Annotated in this window: 17 protein-coding genes; 12 read left to right on the top strand and 5 right to left on the bottom strand. The window is 70.6% G+C overall.

The genetic code is table 11. The annotated features are described in order from the left end of the window. The first annotated feature begins 73 nt into the window (after nucleotides 1-73). The 5 genes from DVK07_RS15645 (at nucleotide 74) to DVK07_RS15625 (ending at nucleotide 6,800) form a co-directional block, all read left to right on the top strand. Nucleotides 74-946 (top strand): ABC transporter permease, encoded by an 873-nt coding sequence (locus tag DVK07_RS15645; RefSeq protein WP_121597920.1) that lies wholly within the window; start codon nucleotides 74-76, stop codon nucleotides 944-946. Beyond that, entirely contained in the window at nucleotides 943-1,824 is an 882-nt protein-coding gene (locus tag DVK07_RS15640) for an ABC transporter ATP-binding protein (RefSeq protein WP_121597919.1), read from the top strand. Before DVK07_RS15645 ends, DVK07_RS15640 begins: the two co-directional genes overlap by 4 nt. A gap of 515 nt (nucleotides 1,825-2,339) precedes the next feature. Further along, nucleotides 2,340-5,045, top strand: a complete 2,706-nt coding sequence (locus DVK07_RS15635; RefSeq protein WP_121597943.1) for a hypothetical protein — start codon at nucleotides 2,340-2,342, stop codon at nucleotides 5,043-5,045. 91 nt (nucleotides 5,046-5,136) lie between these two features. Next, on the top strand, nucleotides 5,137-5,976 hold the full coding sequence (locus DVK07_RS15630) for an SDR family NAD(P)-dependent oxidoreductase (protein WP_121597918.1): 840 nt from the start codon (nucleotides 5,137-5,139) through the stop codon (nucleotides 5,974-5,976). A 104-nt stretch (nucleotides 5,977-6,080) separates the two neighbouring features. Further along, a complete protein-coding gene (locus tag DVK07_RS15625) occupies nucleotides 6,081-6,800 on the top strand; it encodes an SDR family NAD(P)-dependent oxidoreductase (RefSeq protein ID WP_121597917.1) in 720 nt (239 codons plus the stop codon). Nucleotides 6,801-6,911: 111 nt separating this feature from the next. Here the strand turns inward: DVK07_RS15625 and DVK07_RS15620 are convergent, their stop codons facing one another. Next, complete coding sequence (locus DVK07_RS15620) at nucleotides 6,912-7,268, bottom strand: DsrE family protein (protein WP_121597916.1); 357 nt, start codon at nucleotides 7,266-7,268, stop codon at nucleotides 6,912-6,914. A 116-nt stretch (nucleotides 7,269-7,384) separates the two neighbouring features. Beyond that, on the bottom strand, nucleotides 7,385-8,125 hold the full coding sequence (locus DVK07_RS15615) for a molybdopterin-binding protein (protein WP_121597915.1): 741 nt from the start codon (nucleotides 8,123-8,125) through the stop codon (nucleotides 7,385-7,387). Between the two features lie 91 nt (nucleotides 8,126-8,216). Here DVK07_RS15615 and DVK07_RS15610 point away from each other — a divergent pair, with 91 nt between their 5' ends. Together DVK07_RS15610 and DVK07_RS15605 are read left to right on the top strand one after the other, a co-directional pair. Continuing rightward, nucleotides 8,217-10,646 carry a penicillin acylase family protein gene (locus tag DVK07_RS15610; RefSeq protein ID WP_121597942.1) on the top strand — a complete coding sequence of 810 codons (2,430 nt, stop codon included), beginning with the start codon at nucleotides 8,217-8,219 and terminating at the stop codon, nucleotides 10,644-10,646. Further along, the gene (locus DVK07_RS15605; RefSeq protein WP_121597914.1) at nucleotides 10,643-10,981 is read left to right on the top strand and encodes a hypothetical protein; all 339 of its coding nucleotides are present in this window, start codon (nucleotides 10,643-10,645) and stop codon (nucleotides 10,979-10,981) included. Before DVK07_RS15610 ends, DVK07_RS15605 begins: the two co-directional genes overlap by 4 nt. A gap of 3 nt (nucleotides 10,982-10,984) precedes the next feature. On the opposite strand, the gene DVK07_RS15600 is transcribed toward DVK07_RS15605, so the two are convergent. Continuing rightward, nucleotides 10,985-11,350 (bottom strand): cupin domain-containing protein, encoded by a 366-nt coding sequence (locus DVK07_RS15600; protein WP_121597913.1) that lies wholly within the window; start codon nucleotides 11,348-11,350, stop codon nucleotides 10,985-10,987. Between the two features lie 182 nt (nucleotides 11,351-11,532). On the opposite strand from DVK07_RS15600, the gene DVK07_RS15595 reads away from it, so the two are divergent. The 5 genes from DVK07_RS15595 (at nucleotide 11,533) to DVK07_RS15575 (ending at nucleotide 16,244) form a co-directional block, all read left to right on the top strand. Continuing rightward, nucleotides 11,533-12,399: a hypothetical protein gene (locus tag DVK07_RS15595; RefSeq protein WP_121597912.1), complete on the top strand. Its 867-nt coding sequence runs from the start codon at nucleotides 11,533-11,535 to the stop codon at nucleotides 12,397-12,399. 641 nt (nucleotides 12,400-13,040) lie between these two features. Continuing rightward, nucleotides 13,041-14,093 (top strand): ring-cleaving dioxygenase, encoded by a 1,053-nt coding sequence (locus tag DVK07_RS15590; RefSeq protein ID WP_121597911.1) that lies wholly within the window; start codon nucleotides 13,041-13,043, stop codon nucleotides 14,091-14,093. Between the two features lie 70 nt (nucleotides 14,094-14,163). Next, a complete protein-coding gene (locus tag DVK07_RS15585; RefSeq protein WP_121597910.1) occupies nucleotides 14,164-15,021 on the top strand; it encodes a TatD family hydrolase in 858 nt (285 codons plus the stop codon). An 84-nt stretch (nucleotides 15,022-15,105) separates the two neighbouring features. Continuing rightward, nucleotides 15,106-15,687: a DUF2150 family protein gene (locus DVK07_RS15580; RefSeq protein ID WP_121597909.1), complete on the top strand. Its 582-nt coding sequence runs from the start codon at nucleotides 15,106-15,108 to the stop codon at nucleotides 15,685-15,687. Between the two features lie 74 nt (nucleotides 15,688-15,761). Then, complete coding sequence (locus tag DVK07_RS15575) at nucleotides 15,762-16,244, top strand: DUF456 domain-containing protein (protein WP_121597908.1); 483 nt, start codon at nucleotides 15,762-15,764, stop codon at nucleotides 16,242-16,244. A 33-nt stretch (nucleotides 16,245-16,277) separates the two neighbouring features. Here DVK07_RS15575 and DVK07_RS15570 read toward each other — a convergent pair whose 3' ends face one another. Together DVK07_RS15570 and DVK07_RS15565 are read right to left on the bottom strand one after the other, a co-directional pair. After that, complete coding sequence (locus DVK07_RS15570; protein WP_121597907.1) at nucleotides 16,278-17,105, bottom strand: DUF63 family protein; 828 nt, start codon at nucleotides 17,103-17,105, stop codon at nucleotides 16,278-16,280. Beyond that, the gene (locus DVK07_RS15565) at nucleotides 17,105-17,554 is read right to left on the bottom strand and encodes a universal stress protein (protein WP_121597906.1); all 450 of its coding nucleotides are present in this window, start codon (nucleotides 17,552-17,554) and stop codon (nucleotides 17,105-17,107) included. The genes DVK07_RS15570 and DVK07_RS15565 overlap by 1 nt, the downstream gene beginning before the upstream one ends. Between the last annotated feature and the right edge of the window lie 36 nt (nucleotides 17,555-17,590).

Genomic DNA, 17,590 nt, shown 5'->3' with positions numbered 1-17,590 from the left:
TATACGGTGTACGATTCCCCCTCCACAGCCGGAGGCGGGCTGTTACGGAGAACCGTATTCGAGGTGGTTGCGAATGGGCGATAGCGACGCGACAGCCACCCGTCTCGAAACAAGTTCAAGCGCGGTGGAGGTGGAAGACCGATCATCGGTCAAACAGCAGGGCCGTGTCTGGGTGGCTCAGGCATCGGGTTTCGCGTATCGCACGCTCCGAGACGTCTCTCGGAGTTGGTCAGTCCTGGCGGTTGCCGTCGGACTGCCACCGATCATGTACCTCCTCGTGACCGCGACGCGGTCCTTCGACCCGACCACGAAAGGACTGTTCGCGGTCGGTATTGCTGTCTTGGGCGCGATGATCGCGTCTCTCACCGTGTTCGGGAGCCAACTCGCCGTCGACTTGGAGGCCGACCGGTTCATCGCCTACCGGTCGATGGCGGTCCGTCCCTCGGCAGATTTCGCTGGACGAGTCGCGGCCGGTCTGGTCGTGGCAGCGCTGGCGCTCGGATTCGGTCTCGGTGTGGGCGTTCTCGACGGCGCGCCGGTCGGCGTCGCAGGCGTTCTTCCGGTCGCCGTCTCGTTCGCTGCGTTCCTCGGATTGAGCGTCGTGTTCATGGCCGTCGCTGTTCCCGTCGTCGTCGCGGCCAACAACGAACAGTACGCGCAGTTCGTGTTATCCCTAATCGCGGTGTTCGGATTTATGCTTACTGGGTATAACGGGATGCTCACGTCGGTCGCGGTTCTCGACGAATCGGTGGTCGGGCTTCTCCCGAACGTACTCGCGACGCGCACGATGGCGGCGCAGCTCGTCACGAGCGAAAACATCGCAAGCGTCGGCTTCGCCGCGGAACGCGGCCGTCTCGTACCACTATCTCTCTACAGTGTCGGGGCGGCAGTGTTTGGTGTGCTCCTCACGCGGTGGCAACTGTACGATCGGGGGCTCCGGCGATGAACGGGCCTGTCCTCGCCGCCGAAGGCCTCGGAAAGTCGTTCGGCGGGGACGTCGTGTTCGATGGGCTCGACCTGACCGTCGGGCCGGGTGAAGTCGTCGTCCTACTGGGACCGAACGGAACGGGAAAATCTGTGCTCGCCTCCTGTCTCGCCGGTGGGCTGTCCCCCTCTGAGGGGACCGTCGAAGTCCCGGGAGGCGTCCCAGCCACTACCCCCGGCGCGACGAGTTTCCTGCTACAGGATGCGCTGTGTCTCGACAGGCTGACCGGCCGAGAGAACGTCTCCTTTTACGACCGACTCAACCCGTCGTTCACCGACCGGTGGCGGACGCTGGTCGAAGCGTTCGGCATCGACGACCAACTCGACGACCGAGTGAGCCAGTACTCGGGCGGGATGCGTCGGAAACTCGAACTCGCGGTCTCCCTGAGCGTCGAGGCACCGTTGTACGTCCTCGATGAGCCCACGGCCGCCCTCGACCTCACGATGGTGCGCGAAGTGCATCACCAGCTGTCGAAGCTCCGCGACCGCGGAAAAGCGGTTCTCATGACGACGCACCTTCCGATGGACGCTGACGTGGCGGACCGGATCGCGTTCATGACCGACGCCGGTATCGTCGCGACGGGGACACCGGCGGAGATCAAGTCCTCAGTCCCGTCCGTCGTTGAAGCCTCGCTCGGGAACGCCGACGCCATCGCTGACGACGTGATCGACGAGCGGTTGTTCAGGGGTGACGGCGTCGTCCGGGGTCTCCTCACCTCGACGGCCGACCCGTCGGCGGTGGCCGACGGGGTGAGCGGTGTCCGCGTGACTGACCCGACGCACGCTGACGTGTTTAATTACTATACCCACCTCGACGGGCAAGCCGGGAACACCTCGTAACCGAGAGACGACAGTAGACCCGCGGCGGACAATCCGGTCGCATACTGAGTGAAGAGCCCTACCGACGAACATCGAAGGCGTCGCTCGTAGTACGGGCGGACGGTGAACGGCGATATTCTCTCCTCACAAAGTATAAAAATCCGGTACAAGCGCTACCGTCCCCGTCGCCGCTCGGGACGTCTCGACGCGACCCACGATCGGTACGTCGATAGCGGAGCCGACGGCCGACGAGGGCACAACAAGGACACCGGGCACCCGGAGACTACAACGACGATTTGTATTATCGACCGTTTTTACATGCGGGGTCGAGATCGATTTGTATGGTCCGACCCTCCCGTCGGCGCTTCCTCGGAGGAAGCGCTCTGACGCTCGCAGCGCTGACAGGTGTTCTCGCCCCCGAAACCGACGCGACTGTCACAGGCCGACCGAGAGACCTCGACGTCGATGTTTCGGCCCCGTTCGCCGACGCGTTCCTCCCGCTGCCGACGGGCGACGCCCTGTCAACGGCGTACGCGATGGTGATTGCGGACCGCGTCGACGCCGACGCGGAAGCGGATCTGAGCTACCGCGCCCGTTCCACGGCCGAGCGGCTCGACGTCGACGCCGAGGAGTTGGCTGCGACCGTCGCAGTCACTCCCTCCGAACGCGGGGTCCGGCTGGTGACGGCGGCCGGCGGTTTCGACCGCTCCGACCGCGGCGAGACGATCGCGGTCGGCGAGGGCGGCGATGAGTCGAACGACGACGTCCCCGCGGAAGCCGAGACGACGGACGATCTCCCTGCGGGCTGGCGGCTCGCCGACGACGGTGAGACCGCGCTCGTCACCGGCGACGGCGTGGCGGCCGCCGCGACCGGCGGTGGGTACTCGCCGAGCCCTCGCAGTGGTGCTGAGCCGTCGGAAGACGACCTGAGGGACCGGCGGATCGAAGCCGCTCGCGTTGCCGGCCACGCCGCCGCCGACGAGGCCGACCGTTTCGCGGAATCGCCGCTGAGCGAGGCCGCCCTCCCCGAGCTCGGTGGATTCGAAACGGTGCTTTTGGTTCCGGACGCCGCCGGCGGTCCGTTTCCGCTGTCGGTCCCCGACGAGGTGGACGCGTTCGCCGCCGGCTTCGAGACCGACCCGAACGACCTCCGAGACATCGACGGCACGGCGGAGAACGCGTACGTGGTCCGTCCGGCCGGGGCTCCCGACGAACTCGACGACGGGACCGTCAGGCGACTCGTGCGTACGGTCGACCCCGCAGACCCCGTCGAAATGGACATCACGCGTTCCGACGGCGTCGCGCTCGTCGACGCCGTCGTCGAGGCCCCGCCGGAACTCGACCGCGAGGCGTCGCCGGACGCCCGAGTCAGGTCGGAGTTCGACCGCGCCGCCGGAACCGTGACGTTCGAACACGTCGACGGCGAGGCCGTGCCGGCCGACGAGCTGGAGGTGTGGCACGACGGCGAGGAGGTGAGCGACACGGTCCTCGACGGGAAGGAGTTCGCCGCGGGCGACGAGATCACCGTCGAGACCGGACTGATCGCGACCGTCACGCTGCGGTGGTTCGACCCGGACGCGAACGTCTACGACACGTACGCCAGCGAACGGGTCGACCGCGAGGCGTTCGCCGTCGACTACGACATGAGCGACGAGACGTTGGAACTCGCCTACGAGGCCGAGCGTCCCGCCGACGCGAGCGGCCTTCGGCTGGTCCACCGCGGCGAGGAAGGGGTCCAAACAGCCGGCGAGGAGTTCACCGACGGAACGCTCACCCCCGGCGACGCGGTCACCGTCGAGGACGTGTCGATCGGCGACAGCGTACAGCTGGAGTTCGACGTCGAGCAACCGTCGGGCGGCGACGCGCTCATCTACTACCGCGCCAGCCCCCCGCGCGTTTGGGTCCACTCGCACGGCGAGGACGGGACCACGGTCAGGTACGACGGAGAGGAGCCCCGACCCGCTGAGGCGTTCGTGACTCTGCTCGACGGAGAGCCGACCGACGCGCAGTTCGCAGACGAGCACGACACCCTCTCGGGCGACGAGGAACTGGTTCTCGGCGAGCTCCCGCTGGGGAAGACCCTCACCGTCGAGTGGCGGGAGCCGGACGAGCCGGTCGTCATCGCCGACCACGAGGTCGTTCCGAACACGCGCGCGTCGATCGAGTACGACCCGGACGCCGGCGAGATCACGGTCCAGCACCGGAGCGGCCGGACGCTTCCCGCGTCGGAGTTGGAGCTCCAGGTCGGTCGCAGCCCGGCCGACGTCCAGCCCGGGGACGAGCTCGACGAGTTCGGTCCGGACGACTCCTTTGCCGCTCCGGTGCCGCCGCTGTCGCGGGTCCGACTCGTGTGGACCGGCGGCGACCGCGAACACCACCTCGGCGGCACGACCACGGCACGCGACGCGGTCGCGGCGACCTACGACGCCGACTCCGAGGCCATGACGGTCGAGTACGTCGGCGAACAGCCCGCCGACCCCGAGCGGCTGCGCGTGTCGGTGAACGGCGCTGGCGAACTGGGCGGGCGAGAGCGCGACCAGGAGTCGGCGTTCGCGGCCGAGTACGACGAACTCACGTCCGGAGACGCCGTCACGGTCGACGACGTCGGGCTCGACGACACCGTCGTCGTCAGCGTCCACACCGAGTTCGAGAACGGGTCGGCGACCAGTTCCGTCGGCCACTTCTCGGCGGCGCCCCGCCGCGGGTTCGTCGTTGACGACGGAGGCGGGGACGACGAGGGGTCGGGGGTCACGCTCCGCTACGTCGGCGAGGTTCGCCGCGACGCCGACGCCTTCCGAGTGCTGATCGACGGCGAGCCCGCGACGGATCAGCCCGCCGACGAGACGGACCGGCTGACCGGCGGCGAGACGCTGTCGCTCGGCGATCTCTCCGCCGGCACGACGGTCGCCGTCGAGTGGACCGCCGGCGACGAGACCCGAACCGTGACGGAACACGTTATCCCCCCGCAGGCGACGTTCGAGGTCGCGTACGAACCGGCCGACGACGGCGAGGGGGGCGTCGTGACGTTCTCTCACGTCGGCGGTGACGCGCTCGATGCCGACCGCCTCGACGTGGTCGTGGAACCCGCGACCGAGGGATTGCGCCCCTGGGACTCCGACGCCGACGAGGTGACCGCCGGCGACGAGACGAGCGTCGCGGTCGACTCGGAGCCGGGACTGGCCGCCGTCGTCTTCGCCGAGGGCGAGGTACTCCACCGGGAACGGCTCAACCGGGACGGGTAGCGGGGCCTTTCGCCGCTCTCCTCGGGTCGCCCGGCGAGGAGAGGGCCACCTGAAGAGTTTTGCGCCGCGGCGTCGAACGACGAGGGAAGCTATGAACGGAATCGCGGGGAAGACGGCGCTGGTCACGGGCGCGGGGTCGGGGATCGGTCGGGCCTCGGCGCGTCGCTTCGCGGCGGAGGGCGCGAACGTCGTCGCGGCGGACATCGCGACGGCCGAGGGGAGAGAGACCGTCGACCGGATTCGCGACGCCGGCGGCGACGCGACCTTCGTCGAGGTGGACGTCGCGGACACCGACTCGGTCGAGAACATGGTCGACGTGGCGGTCGAGACGTACGGGAGCCTGGAGTTCGCGCACAACAACGCCGGCATCCTGACCGACTTCGTCGACGTGACGGGGATATCTGAGGCGCGCTGGAACCGGATCATCGACGTCAACCTCAAAGGCGTCTGGGCCTGTCTGAAGGCCGAGCTTCCGGTCATGAAATCGCAGGGCGAGGGGGCGATCGTCAACACCGCGTCGGAGGCGGGGCTGGTCGGGATGCCCGGGCTCTCCAGCTACTCGGCGAGCAAACACGGCGTCGTCGGCCTGACGAAGTCGGTCGCGCTCGAACACGCCGAGCGCGGGATCCGGGTCAACGCGGTCGCCCCCGGGCCGACGAAGACGAACATCCAGTCTGGGCTGCTCGGTGACGGGCCCGGCGGCTCGACGCCGTCGCTCCGCGACCGTCTCCGAACCGCGCTGCGGCTGATCCGAACCGCGATTCGGACGGTCCGGGCCGACTACGACACCTCCGCGATGCGGGACGTACCGATGGGTCGGATCGCGGACCCCGAGGAGATCGCCGGCGCGGTCGCGTTCCTCTGCTCGTCGGACGCCTCGTACGTCACGGGCCACACGATCCCGGTCGACGGCGGGCAGGCGGCCGATTGAACCGCGCGTCCGGCGAATCGACTTCGAAACGGGCGAACCCCGACGCGGCCGGCGGGGACCGTCCGGGGCGTGACGGTTTTCACGTGACGGACCGTATCACGGTCATGACTCACACGGTAGTCGTCGCCGGCGTCGGTCCGGGACTCGGAGAGTCGCTCGCGCGGAAGTTCGCGGCGGAGGGGTGCCGGGTGGCCCTGTTCGCGCGCTCGACGGAGTACATCGAGGGGCTCGCGGGCGACCTCCCCGACCCGGGCGAGGGGCTCGCGGTCACGACGGACCTCACCGACGTCGACGCGATCCGGGAGGGGTTCGAGACCGTCCGCGAGGCGTTCGGACCGGTGGACGTGCTCGTCAACCACGCGAGCGCCGCGTCGTGGACCGGCCTCATGGACACGAGCGTCGAGGCGTTCGAGGAGGCGTGGGCGGTCAACGGCCGCGGCGCGTTCGTCTGCTCGCAGGAAGCCGTCGGCGACATGCTCGAAACCGGCGGCGGCACGGTGATCTTCACGGGCGCGACCTCGGCGGTGCGGAGCCGCGGCGGCGCGATCGGGTTCACGGCCGCGAAGTTCGCCGCCCGCGGGATGGCGATGGACATCGCGCAGGAGTTCGGCGGCGACGGCGTCCACGTCGCGCACGTCGTGATCGACGGCCAGATCGATTCGCCCGACGCCCGCGAGCGGCAGCCCGACCGCGAGGCCGAGACGTTCCTCGACCCCGACGAGATTGCCGAGACGTACTGGCACCTCGTCGAGCGGGACGACGTCGGCACGCAGCCGTTCGAGGTTCACGTCACGAACGGGCCGAACCCCTCGGAATTCATCTGACGACGCGGCCGGGTGCGGTGGGTCGGCTGAGTGCGGTGGGTCGGCTGAGTGCGGTGGGTCGGCCGAGTGTGATGGGTCGGCTGAGTGCGGTGGGTCGGCCGAAAACGCCGTTCAGAACGTGATGACTTCGTAGTCGTCGTCGACGAGCGACCGAATACTCGGGTGGCCGTCGTACTCGGCGAGGGTGGCCAGCCCGGCGTCGTCGACCGCGTCCGCGACGTCGAACGCGCTCGAACAGTAGTCACAGACCGCGGCGTCGTCGCGGACCGCCTGATACAGCTCGTGGTAGTCGCTCTCCTCGTCTTCGAGTTCCGGGATCCACTGCGTCCCGGCGCCGTCGAAGATCAGCTCCAGCTCGTCACCGTCGGTCTCCGCGAACTCCTTCGCCGCTTCGAGGGCGTTCGCGAGGCGCCCGTAGTCGGCGTGCGATTCGTTGCCGGCGAGGATCACGATTGCTGCTTTCGCCATCGTGCTCCGGCGTAGTTCGGGGACGGAAAAAACCCGTCCGCGGCTGTGTGTCGGGATCGTCGAACCGGTCACGACGGCGAGCGGACGGGCATCGCGCGGCGCCGGGCGGACCGCCCTCACCAGTCGCGCGACACCGTCGTCTCGCTGGCGTTCGCGTGGTCCAGCAGCCACGCCGCGGCGTCGTCGAGCGCGTCGTCGTCGGTCGCGGTCACCTTCAGCCGGTTGTGGTCCGCCTCGCGGTCGGGGTAACAGCCGACGGCCACGTCGAACCGGTCCGTCGCCTCCGCTAAGGCGTCGATGATGTTCGACTCCGGCTCGACGGTGTAGAGGAACCGCGAGCGGCGGTCGCCCCCGAACTCGTCGGCGACCGTCTCGAACGTAGCCTTCAGTTCGTCCGGAATGCCGGGCATGACGTACACGTTCTCGATCACGCAGCCCGGCGCCAGCCCGACCTCGGTCACCAGGGGGCGGCTCCCCTCGGGGACCGACGCCTCCGCCTCGACGTCGACGTCGAACTCGCGGTCGGGCACCCGCTCGCGGATCGCGGCCAGCCGGCGCTCGACCGATTCGCGCGTGAGCTCGGTCGGGGCCATCTCGCGGTCGAACGCGTCCGCGACCGCCTCCATCGTCACGTCGTCCGGGGTGCTGCCGATCCCGCCCGTGACGATCACGGCGTCGAAGTCGGCGGCGTACTCCCGGACGCGCGCCGCGATCTCGGCCCTGTCGTCCGGGATCGAGAGGATCCGCTCCACGGCGACGCCGCGCTCGCTCAGCGCCGCGGCGAGCCAGTTCGCGTTCGTGTTCACCGTGTCGCCCGAGAGCAGTTCGTCCCCGACCGTGATCAGCGCGACCTCCATCGGTCCGCGGTACGGTCGGCCGACGGATGTACGTTTCCCGGCGCCCGCCCGCACCCGAATAATAATGAGGGTCCGCGGCCTCGGTCGGGAGGTGACACGCGACACCACGCGCCGCGCGGTCCTCGCGAGCGTCCTCGCGGCCGGCAGCGCCGGGCTGGCGGCGAGCGACGCGGCGGACCTCCTCGACTCGTTCGCCCCGCCGTCGGGCGAGGCGTGGGACGCGGCCGACCGGTCGCTCCCCGAGACGGTCGAGAGTCCCCACGGCGCCGCGAGCGTCTCGCGCGACGAGTTCGGCGTCCCGCAGGTCGAGGCCGACGCGGAGCCCGCGGCGTACTTCGCCGTCGGCTACTGCCAGGCGTTCGACCGGCTGTTCGCGATGGACCTCCAGCGCCGGGTGATGCGCGGCCGGCTCTCCGAGGTGATCGGCGAGGCGACGCTCGACAGCGACGAGTTCAACGTCGCCATGGGCTTCGCCGACGCCGCCGCGGCCACCTGGGACGCGGTCGCCGAGACGCGCGCCGGCCCGCTCGTCGAGGCGTTCGCCGACGGCGTCAACGCGGCGATGGAGGACCTGCCGCTCCCGCTGGAGTTCGAGCTGATCGGCTACGAGCCCGAGCCGTGGACCCCGGTCGACTCGATGCTGATGGAGAAGCAGATCTCGTGGACGCTCACCGGGAGCTTCGGCGAACTGCGGCGCGCGCTCGTCGCCGACCGCCTCGGCGCGGAGCGCGCGGAAACGCTGTTCCCGAAGCGGTACGACCACGACGAGACGATCCTCGACGGGACCGAGACGCGGCTCGGCGGGACGCGGGAGTCCGTGCCGCGTGCGGACGAACGACGGTCCGGCGGACGACCGTCGGACTCCGCCGCCCCCGTCGACCCCGCGCTGACCGACTGGCTCTCCGGCTTCGAGTCGCCGACCGGCGTCGGCTCGAACAGCTGGGTCGTCTCCGGCGAGCACACCGAGAGCGGGACGCCGATACTCGCGTACGACCCGCACCTCTCCCTCCAGGCGCCGCCGCTGTGGTACGAGCAGTCGGTCGACACGCCCGAGCGCTCGGTGCGGGGGGCGACGTTCTCCGGCGTCCCGTTCGTCATCGCGGGCGCGAACGACCGGGGCGCGTGGTCGTTCACCAACCTCGGCGCCGACGTGCTCGACTGCTACCGGTACGACATCGACGACGCGGGCGACCGCTACCGGTACGACGGGGAGTGGCGCGACTTCGAGGTCGACCGCCGCGAAACGATTCCGGTGGCCGACGGCGAGGACCGCGAGCTCCGCGTGCGCCGCACCGTCCACGGCCCCCTGATCGAGCGCGAGGGGCGGACGGTCGGCGTCGCGTGGACCGGCCACACCGCGACGCGCACGACGACCGCCATCGAGGCGTACGGGCGCAGCGAAGGGCTCGACGACCTGCTGGAGGCGACGCGCGACTTCGACCTCCCGACGCAGAACCTCGTGTACGCGGACGCCGACGGCCGGACGCTCTACTACGCGACCGGGCGCCTGCCGATCCGTCGGACCGACGGCGAGGTCGTCGACGGCGACCGGATCTTCGACGGCTCCGCCGGTGAGGGGGAGTGGCGCGGGTTCGAGCCGTTCGGCGAGTCCTCGTGGGAGGGGTTCGTCCCCTTCGAGGAGAAGCCGCACGCGATCGACCCCGACGCGCTCTCGACGGCGAACCAGCGTCCGATCGACGACCCGGTCCACTACGTCGGCGTCGACTACGCGACGCCGTACCGCGGCGCGCGGATCGCGGACCGGCTGGCCGAGCGAGTCGATGAGGGCGAGCCGACCGACCCCGACTTCCACCGCGCGCTCCAGAGCAACGTGCGCGACGGGCGAGCGCCGGAGCTCGTCCCCGAACTGGTCGAGGCGGTCCGCGACCGGCCCGACCCCGCAACCTCGCTGGTCGACGCCGCCGACGCCCTCGACGAGTGGGACTACCGGATGCGGCGCGACTCCCGCGCCGCGCTGCTGTTCGCCCGGTACCTGCCGGCGTTCCGCGAGCGCGTCTTCGGTCCCGCGTTCTCCGACGCCGACCTCGGCGAGTCCTACTACCCGAGCGACTGGACGCTGGCGCGGCTCCCCGACGACGACCCGCTGTTCGACGGGCGCTCGCGGACCGATCTGGCGGTCGCGGCCCTCGGCGACGCGCTCGACGAGATAGACGAGGCCGGGTGGGAGCGGTACGGCGACTACAACACTACGCGGGCGATGAGCCACCCCGTCGGCGGCGAGGCGCCGTTCCTGAACTACGAGGAGCTGCCCGTGGACGGCTCGCCCGCGACGGTGAAGAACTACCGCGTCGAGTCGTCGGTCGGGTCGAGCTGGCGGATGGTGGTGCGCCCCGGGACCGACGCGACCGCGGTCCTGCCGGGCGGGAACTCCGGCGACTACTTCTCGGAGCACTACGACGACCAGCTCCGGCGCTGGCTCGACAACGACCAGCGCCCGATGCCGCTCGGCGCCGGCGGCGAGCCGGCGGTGCGGTTCGAGCCGACGGAGGAATCGGAATGAGCGACTCCACAGCCCTTCTGGACCGCGTCAGGACGGAGCCGCGACTTCACGTCGCCGCCCTCGTCGCCGCGCTCGCGGTCGGCGTCGCGCTCGTGTCGGTCCACTGGCTCGGGCTGATCGCGGCGGGCGCGCTCGCGTCGCTCGTGGCGCCGACAGTCCGTCGGGGCGCCGGCTACGCGCTCGGCGCGGGCGTCGTCTGTCTCGCCGCGTTCGCGGCCTCGCTCGGCCCGGCGGCCGGCGCGGCGTCGGACATGTTCCCGGTCGTCTACGTCACGGTCGGCGCGGCGCTGGGGCTGCCGCTGTTCGGGTCGCTCGCGCGGGCCGTGGTGACGTGAGAGTTAGTCGAGCCGCTCCAAGTCGGTCACCGTCTCGTCGGTCTCGACGTCGCCCGTGTTGCGCGTCTCGCTCGGCTCGAAGAGGACGATTTCCGCCTCGGGCTCGGCGACGGGCCGGTGTTCGGTCCCGCGCGGGACGATCGCGAACTCCCCCTCCTCTAACACGGCGTCCGCCTCCTCGCGGAACTCGATCCGGAGCCGCCCCGCGTTGACGAGGAACAGCTCGTCGGCGTCTTCGTGCCGATGCCAGACGAACTCGCCGTCCGCCTTCGCGAGCTTCACCGCCTGTCCGTTGAGCTCGCCGGCGAGCCGCGGCGACCACGTCTCGTCGAACGAGTCGAACGCCTCGCCGAGGGACACCTTCTCCATACCGACTGTCGGCGGCGGAGCGGTAAAATCGCTGCCCACCGGACCCGGTACGAGCGACCGCGGCCGCGGCCGACGGGGACGGCGACTGGAGTATATACCGCTCCGGAGCGGTCCGGACGTCTCTGCCGTCCGCGATACCACTCATATAAGCGCTTACGAGGGGTCTCGACGTGCCGCGACGTATGGCAGCGACTCACGCGGACGAGGAGAGCGACCCGATCCGGGCGGCGCGGGCGAAGCTCCGGGTCGAGCGGCGTCGAGTCGTCGACGAGCGGGAGGCGTTCCGAGCGTTTCGCGGCCGGGTCTCCTCGATCCCGAACGAGAGCGGGCGCGTCGACCCGACGGACCCGGGCGCGGGCGGAGGATTCGCCGGCGCGGGCGGACCGGCCGGCGTCCGCGGCGCGATCGGGGGAGCGACCGGGGGAGCCGACGGTGCGGCGCCGCCCGGCTCCCGGCTCGTCGCGGTCCGGGACGCGTACCGCGCCACGGTGATGTCGGTCCCGCACTACGAGGCGGAGTACGACGACACCTACGAGCGGAGCGTCGCCGAGGAGTTCGGTCCCGAGCTCGCCTACGTGCTCACCCGCACGGACTGCTTCCACGAGGAGTACAAGCGCTCGTTGCTGTGCGCGGTCGAGACCGCCGTTCAGGAGCGCGAGGCGTTCCTCGACGCCGTGGAGTCGGAGATCGAGTCGGTCGAGCGCGCTGGGTCCCGCCTCGAACCGATCCGGACGGAGATCGGGGCGATCGAAGCGGAGATCGGCGGTGAAGGAGACGACTCGGCGGCCGCCGGGTTCGGCGCGCTCGACGCCTGCCGGACCCGGATCGGGGCGCTCCGCGACGACTGCGACCGGATCGCGGCCCGCCGCCAGCGCGTGCTCGCAGACCACGAGCGCCGGCTCGCGCTCGGCGACGAGCTCGACCTGCCGGGGTACTGCTACCAGGACCTCGACGTCACGTATCCGGTTCTCGCGGCCGTTGGCGCGGTCGGCGACCAGCTGGAGATGCTCAGGGAGCGGATCGAACGGGCCATGTCGCGAGCTCGCTGATCAGTCGATTCGATCCGATGAAGTACCCGCGGGCGGCCGCATTCCGGTCGTATCGTGGAGGAACTCCGACGACATTTATAAAAGAGAGCGGGCCGGGAGTAGGCCTACACATCCCCGGTCGCTCGCTTATAAATAGTTGCTTGCGGAGCGGCGGCGAACACCGCCGAAGCCCCAGCCGCTCGTTTATAAATACTCGACCACGAACCGTTGGAACACACCTCCAAATCCCCAGCCGCTCGTTTATAAATACTCGACCACGAACCGTTGGAACACACCTCCAAATCCCCAGCCGCTCGTTTATAAATACTCGACCACGAACCGTTGGAACACACCTCCAAAGCCCCAGCCGCGAGGGCCCCTTTGAGCCCCACCCCGCCCCGCACAGCACCGCACCTCACGCCTCCCCAGCCTCGCGGTTCGCGCTCTTCGAGCGCTCACCGCGTCCCTCGCGCGTGCGACTCGCGCCCTGACGGGCGCTCGTCGGCACGCGCCACCGCACTTCGTTTATAAATGATGTCGCAGCCGATCGGGGTTCAGGTATCGATCGAATCCCGCCCTCGGCCATCGTCGTGGGCTCCTACCCGACCCGGTAACACCCGTGTCCGCGCCGATTCAAGTCCCTCCGGGGCGTATCTGGAAGTATGACAGACGAGTCCGACTCCGCAGGCGCCGGAACCGAGGACGGCCCGACTCCCACCCCCGGAATCCACCACGTGACCTGCGTCGCGGGCGACCCGCAGCGCAACCTCGACTTCTGGGTCGAGACGCTCGGGCTCCGGCTGGTGAAGCGCTCGATCAACCAGGACGACCCCGGGACGTACCACTTCTTCTACGGCGACGCCGAGGGGACGCCCGGCACGAGCATGACGTTCTTCCCGTGGACGGACCTGCCGGAGGGCGAGGTCGGCGCGGGGCAGGTCTCTCGCACCGCGTTCCGCGTGCCCGAGGGGAGCCTCGACTACTGGGAGGCGCGGTTCGACGAGCGCGGCGTCGACTACGACGCCCGCGAGGAGCGCTTCGGCGAGACGGTCCTCCCCTTCCGCGACCCCGACGGGCTCCCGGTCGAGCTGGTCGAAGTCGAGATCCCCGACGACGACCCGACGACGGCGTGGACCGCGTTCGTCCCCGAGTCGGCCGCGATCCGCGGCTTCCACTCCGTGACGCTGTGGCTCGACGACGCCGAGCGCACCGAGCGGCTCCTCGAAACGATGGGGCTGACGGAGGCCGACTCCGAGACGGACGTCGCGACGGGCGGCGAAGACGACGCCGCGACCGACCGCAACCGGACCCGCTTCGCCGCGGGCGGGGCCGTGGGCAGGTACGTCGACGTCGTCGAGACGGATCGGTCGGGCAGTTCGGGCCGCGGCACGGTCCACCACGTCGCGTTCCAGACGCCGACCGACGCCGACCAGTCCGCGATGCGCGACGCGGTCGCGTCGATGGGGCTCCGGCCGACCGAACAGATCGACCGCCACTGGTTCCGCTCGGTCTACTTCCGTGAGTTCGCGGGCGTCCTCTTCGAGCTCGCCACCGCGGACCCGGGCTACGCGAGCGACGAACCGCTCGACGCGCTCGGCGAGCGCTTAGTGTTGCCCGGGCGGTTCGAGGACCGCCGGGACGAGATCGAATCCGGCCTCGCCGACGTGACGGTCCCGCGGTCCGACGCGGCGTTCGCTGCGAACCGCGCGGATTGAGGGGTTCCCCGCCGAAACTCCGCCCGCCCGAGACCGATCCTTCTAATCCGCCGCCGCCGAACGCCCTCGCATGACCGAGGACCTCGGCACGCCGGTGCTGGACGATCACCTCCACCTCGACCCGCGCCACGGCCGCGGGATCGAGGCGGTCGAGGAGTTCGCGCGTCTCGGCGGGACCCACCTGCTCGTGGTGAACAAGCCCTCGTGGCTGCTCGGCGTCGAGCCCGACGAGCCCGACGACTTCCGGGCCGTCTTCGAGGAGACGCTGGAGACCGTCGCGTCGGCGACCGAGGCCCTCCCGGGGCGCGCGTGGCCCGTCCTCGGCGTCCACCCCGGCCTGATCAGCCGGCTCGTCGACGAGCGCGACTTCTCGCCCGAGGCCGCGCGCGACCTCATGGCCGGGGGGTTGGCGGTCGCGAGCGAGTACGTCGCCGACGGGGACGCGCTCGCGCTGAAGTCCGGGCGGCCCCACTACGACGTGAGCGACGCGGTGTGGGAGGCGTCGAACGCGGTCACGCGGCGCGCGTTCGAGCTGGGCGCCGACGTCGGCTGCGCGGTCCAGCTCCACACCGAGGCCACCGAGGACCTGACCGACCTCGCCGCGGTCGCCGAGGAAGTCGGCCTCGACCCCGCGAAGGTCGTCAAACACTACGCGGCCGGAGAGTTAGCGGGCGTCACGCCGAGCGTGATGAGCGACAAGGAGCGGCTGGAGCGCGCGGCCGAGGCCGGCGAGCCGTTCCTGATGGAGACGGACTTCGTGGACGACCCGGACCGCCCGGGGATGGTGCTCGGCCCGAAGACCGTCCCCAGGCGGGTGCGCTGGCTGTTGGAGGAGGGGTACGACGAGGCGGTCCGGCGGGCGCACGTCGAGACCCCCCGCGCGGTGTACGGGATCGACACCGAGGCGACGCTCGAACGAGAAGTCTGATTCCGGGATTCACGCGGGTGAGACACGGTCTCGGGCGGCGATCGATAGGAAAGGCATTTGAGTAGTCCGGGCGACGTACGGCACATGACCGACGACGACGCCGTTGAAACGTTCTATACCGACGAACGCTGGCAGAACTGGCTCGACAGGCTGGCCGAAGAGGACCTCGACCCCGAGAACGAGGACTCCGCGCGGCTCCTCTTGAACCTCCAGGACGACGCCGCCATCGCCGTGGTGAAGGTGCTGACCGCGTTCGACGACGACCGCATCGACGAGGACCGCGCCGTCGAGGAGGTCCGCGACATCCGCGAGATCGTCCTCGCCGACGTCGAGTTCGACGACGAGGACAAGGTGATGCTGATCGACGGCGTCCAGACCTCGCTCGTCCCCGTCTTCTACGCGGCCGAGGAGTACGTCGTCGGCGGCGTCGTCGAGGGCGACGTGAGCGAGTTCGTGCGCGCCGCGGCCGAGGCCGAGGAGGGAGACGACCTCGACGCCGCGCTGGGCTACGTCGTTCAGGCCGGCACGCGCGTCATCGACGGCGAGGCGCTCGACATCGAGCTCGTCGAGGACCTCGAATACGGGCTCGTCTCCGAGTGGGTCAACGGGCTCGACTCCCTCCAGTCGGCCATCGAGGACCCGGAAGTCGTCGAAGAAGAAGACTGAGCGGGGTCGGCGGACCCGCCCCCGTCGGGTCGACCGTGGTGAAGTGTTTTCAGCGCACGTAGCGTTCGGTCCGTATGGTCACTCTCGCGGCCGGACTGGCGATCGCGCTGCTCGTCGTCTGGACGGCCAGCTCGTTCGTCCCGCTGGTGCCGGGCGGCGTCCTCGCGGCGCTGACCGTCGTCGGCTACGCGTACACCACCGGGTTCGCGGAACCGGGCCTCGCCGTGGTGGTCGCGCTCGTCGTCGTCTCGCTGCTGGCCTCCGCCGCGGACCTCGCGTCGGGAATGGTCTCCGGGCGGCTCGGCGGCGCGTCGACCCGGACCGTCGTCCTCGGGACGCTGGTGGGAATCGCGCTCCTGATCCCGCTCGGGCCGATCGGGATCGTCGTCGGACTGGGCGGGACCGTCTTCCTCGCCGCCCTCGACGAGCACGACGGCGACACGCGCGAGGCCGCTCGGCAGGCGGCCTACGCGATGGTCGGCGCCCTCGCCAGCGCGTTCGTCCAGGCCGTCCTGCTCGCCGGCGTCACGGTCGCGTTCGCGCTGGCGGTCCTGTGAGGCGACCGGGAGCGCGCCGCGCCGGTCCCTTCCTCACGCCGCCACGGAGAACAGCAGCAGGTTGTGCGCCGCCGGGCCGAGCCCCATCGCGGCGACGAAGCCGAGGAGGAGGTACCCCTCCGCCGGTTCCTCGCGGACGTAGGCCGCGAACAGCCACACGACCGCGCTCGCGACCGCGAGCTTCACGAGGAGGAACAGCCACCCCTCGCCCAGCACCGGCACCGACGGGAGCCCGCCGATTTCGAGCAGGATCCGCGAGACGGGGGTGCGCTCGCCGAAGCCGAGCTGGGTCGTCCCCACCGCGGTCGAGACGCCGTCGAGCGCGTGCCCGAACACCGCGAGGGCGCCGACCCCGCCGGTGACCGCCGCCTCGGGTCGGAAACGTGTCAGTCCGGCCCAGACGGCGCCCGCGATCGGGAGGGTGAGCGCGAGCGCGAGCGCCGACCAGCGCGCGCCGGCGGGTGAGAGCCCGGTCCCGACCGCGACCGCGACGACGGGGACGAGGAGAAGGACGCCGGCGGCGGCGAGCGTCGCCGCGATCCTGTCCGGACGGTCGGCATCGACCGCGAGCCACGCGTCGGCGGCGAGCCACGCCGCGCCGGCGAACGTCCCGACCGTGAGGTAGACGGTCGGCGAGCCGGCGAACGGGGCGATCGAGGACGGGAGCGCGTCGACGACGTAGAGGACGTGGGCCGCGGAGCCGAGCGCCATCCACGGGGCGAGCGCGAGCACGCGCCGGGCGGTGACGGAGGGGCGCCGGCGCCGGAGCGCGGCGGCGACCCCGCCGGTCGCGAGCAGGACGACGAGGAGGTGGGGGAGGGGAGGAAGCGTCGTGCCCGCCGGGAGGAGGCCGCCGACCATCAGACGGACAGGACGGGCTGGCTCGCGTACAGGAGGACGTACTCCGCGGCCTTCCCCAGCACCTCGCCGGGGTCGCCGGAGACCGGCTCGCGCGGGACGACGATGAAGTCCGACTCCAGCTCCTCGGCCGTGTCGAGGACGACGCTCCCGGGATGGACGGTCTTCACCGAGGTGGAGAAGCCGTACGCGATGGAGTTGCTGTGGGGGACCCCGGCGGCCTCCGCGCGGCGCGCGACGGAGTCGGTGAACGCCTCGGAGTCGTCCGCAACCTCGCTCTCGTCGACGACGCCGTGGTCGATGGCGCGGACGACCTCCTCGTCGAGGACGTACAGCGCGTGGACGCTCGCGTCGTACTCCGCCGCGAGCGCGATCGCGTAGTCGACCGCCTCGTGTGACTCCTCGCTGCCGTCGACGGGCACGAGGACGAGGTCGATGTCGAGATCGGTCATACCCGACCCGTCGGCGGGGGAGGTCAAAAAGCCCGC

Source organism: Halorubrum sp. Atlit-26R, assembly GCF_003666015.1.
Lineage (GTDB): Archaea > Halobacteriota > Halobacteria > Halobacteriales > Haloferacaceae > Halorubrum.
The sequence above is the reverse complement of the archived record's forward strand: the minus strand, read 5'-3'. Positions and strand labels throughout refer to the sequence as shown.